This window comes from Pantanalinema rosaneae CENA516 (assembly GCF_050753385.1).
Taxonomy (GTDB): domain Bacteria; phylum Cyanobacteriota; class Cyanobacteriia; order Leptolyngbyales; family Leptolyngbyaceae; genus Pantanalinema; species Pantanalinema rosaneae.
Window position 1 is genome coordinate 1 of the sequence record NZ_JBLZFZ010000143.1, and the last position, 3104, is coordinate 3104.

2 protein-coding genes are annotated in these 3104 nt (G+C 55.2%); both read right to left on the reverse strand.

From position 1 onward, the window contains the following. On the reverse strand, positions 1 to 1341 hold a 1341-nt coding region (locus ACN4EK_RS32310), incomplete at its 3' end, for an ATP-binding protein (RefSeq protein WP_431662548.1). Further along, positions 1338 to 2687 (reverse strand): DNA (cytosine-5-)-methyltransferase, encoded by a 1350-nt coding sequence (gene dcm, locus ACN4EK_RS32315; RefSeq protein ID WP_431662549.1) that lies wholly within the window; start codon positions 2685 to 2687, stop codon positions 1338 to 1340. The genes dcm and ACN4EK_RS32310, both read right to left, overlap by 4 nt. Between the last annotated feature and the right edge of the window lie 417 nt (positions 2688 to 3104).

A 3104-nucleotide genomic window follows, 5' to 3' on the forward strand; every position in this document is an offset into this window, starting at 1 on the left:
TGCCGGCCGTGACACGGCCGCAATCGTAACTAACCAAGTGAACCGGCCATGCTCAAACGAGAAATCTCGTGAGAAGTCAAATTCCCGCGTCACTCCGGCGTTCTCGGGTGGCGCCTCACCGAGGTCCCCAGAGTCCCGCCTCTCGTCTTGACTTGCAGCACCTTCGAGAGCACCCGGAAGTTTTCTTTTGGACACTTCAGCGGTATTATGTCCAGCACGTTCGATTCTCTTCTTTTCCGCACGGGACGCAAAGCGAGCCCGGTAATTCTCAGCCTGCTTGAGCAGCGGGAGCGGCTCAGCATTGAGTTCTCTACGCAGTGCTTCTTCGAACTCTTCTTCCCGGCCATTCCATTGGAAGCCATCCTTCGTATGGCTCACAGGCAAGCCTTCAATGGTCAAGTCGCCAAAAAGCCTCTGAGAGCGGTAAGAGTTCGACTGACCGTATATTAGTTGGGGCCTGTACGGCGCTCCAGTGGTACCGACTATTACCCGACCCCGCCGGAAAAGTGATAGGCCGTTCCCGTTTGTTCGACCCTCGGCCCTCAGCGCTGCCCACCCAGTAATAACGACATCATTACCAAGCAAGAAAGATATGTCTTTTCGCCACTGGACAACTTCTTCTGATATCCCCGCTACATCATTCGCCCGGTAATCGACCGCGCGAAGTATTTCTGGAAGTTCGTTCTCGAGTTCCAACCCGGCGACTGTAAGTCTCAGTTGTCCACTTTTTAGGTAAGCTCTGTATATCTCCCTAAGGTGTTCCCTGACTTTTCCTAGCGTTCTACCGTTTAGAAATTGATTTAGATTCCACAATTCCACGCGAGTAAAATGCAGGCCAGCTGGCGCTTCAGCTTCGCGCACCTCCAGTTTCTGCAACCTGTCCGACAACACGGTTTCCATATCGAACTCAACGGAATATGTCGCTGGGTCACCTGGGCTAGAGGTGACCACTCGCCAATTTCGCGCGAACCAAATCGAGGCGCTTTTCATTCCCATCCCGAACTCCGATAGGCCGGATCTGTCCGGGGGCACTTCAGCCGCCTTGAAAGCGCGCCCGAAATCCGAGCGAGCTATTCCGGCAGCATTGTCCTCTATTACGATTCGCCCGCCCTGCTCACGCTCGTATTCTATGTCCACTGTGAGGCTATAGTTGGGATTTAAGCGCTTCAGTTCTTCCATGGAACTGAGAGCGCTCTGCAGGGCATTGTCGATATACTCTGCGAGAGCAAACCATGGCTCATAATTTAGATGACTAAAAACGCCCAAGATTCCGACACTGGGTGCGATGTCAACATTTGGGGGACTAGTATACGGGCCCCCTTCAAATAGCGGAGCGCTCATTGCGTTAGCCTATCGCCAAGGCCAGATATCAGCGGACGGGCAATCTCTCGGACAACGTGTGCGTTCACTGCGTTCCCCAACGCCTTGTAGGCGTGCGAATCTCTCGCCGGCAACTTAATTGAGTCCAAGCTCTGCAGCCTGGCGCATTCTCCGGGCGTCATGTAGCGGCGCTCCCAGCCTACTATCGGGACCTGCGTGTCAGTCATTGCTATCAGACTGGGAGCTGTTGTGGTCCGTTTTACTCGCAATCCGGAGGCGCGGGCTTGGAGAATATAGTGAGAAATCGACCGTACTCCGCCCTGAGCGTTCCACTCGAACTTTTGCAGGCTGGACGGTAGTTCGTGCAGACAAGACCGTTTCAACCACGGATCTATCCATCCTCGGTTCGCGTAGTAGAACTCTCTGTTTTGCCGAATGAAGCTAACCTTCCAGCTGGGGAACCTGAACTCCAGTCGCCGCCCATGGCTGGGAAGAGCCTCCCTCTGCTCTTGAATGTTCATACCCCGTAGCGACATGCCGAAGCTTCCTCTGTACCCGAAAAGTCCGTCAGCGCCCAGTTCGGCCTGCAAAGCCGCTGGCGTCTCGTCGGCGAAGGGGTAGGTAGCACCGAACTCCATTGCCCAAATGGGGAAAGAGGGCAACTTGACGTCATCAGGAGAAGCCGCCAGGAAGTCATCCCAAATATCGATCGCCCGTAACGTCTGGTCGGACACGGGACGCCTCGATTTTGCTCCCGACTCTAGAACGCTCCTTACGTCCGTTTCCACTTTTTTGGGAGTCGGCCACTCGTACCCATCAAGGCCAGCTAAGGATCCGACAAAGTAGGCGCGATCGCGAACTTGCGGCACCCCAAAATGATGGGGAGAGAACCGCTTGAATTGTACGGAATAACCCAGGTTTTGGAGTTCTTTTTCTATCTTCTCTAACGTCTTTCCCTGCCTGTGCCTCAGGATGTTCGGCACATTCTCCAGTATGAAGCGACTCGGACGCTTGGCGTCCAGGATTTCCAGAACTTTGAAAAAGAGTTGCCCTTGCCTTGTATGCTCGAAGCCCAACTGTTCGCCAGCCTTCGAAAATGGCTGGCACGGAAACCCCGCGGTTAAAACCTCATGGTCTGGCACCTGCTCTGCCGGCTTATCGAGATCGCTCAGGTCTTTCCAGGGAAATAATCCGAAATTCTCAGCATATAGTCTGTTCAGGCCAACGTCCCATTCTGCAGCAAATACACCTTCTCCACCCAGTTCTGAGAGGGCAACATGGAAGCCTCCAAGGCCAGCGAACAAGTCTACGAACCGGAACCGGGTCGAATCGGCTGACATACAGACACCTTTCTTTTCCTCTACCATATCGCCGGGGTCTGACAGGCCCGCTGGGGGGCCGACACCGGGACCCAGGTCATGTGAATGCATACACTCAGGCGTTGTGGCGTAGGCGGAATCGAGCAAATCAGATCCCCCGGAGCCGTCACCGAGAGCGCTTCCACGAGCAGTCCGTCATCCCTCACCAGGCGGGATGGGCGCCTGGAACATTTCGTGTGGCCGAGAAGGCTCTGGTGTGCCGCCTTCGAGCGTCTGACCAGCAGTGCGCTGGGAGGCAAGCACCACCGTCGATTAGTGGCTGCGGCCACTTTGATGGCGCGGCTCGACCCGGCCCTCGGGTTGACTTGCGCAGATGGCGGGCGAGTTCTCCTCCAGGTCTAGAAGGCTATGAAGTGGACTGTGGGGCATACCGATTATCGTCCAGCCTGTCTCTTATACACATCT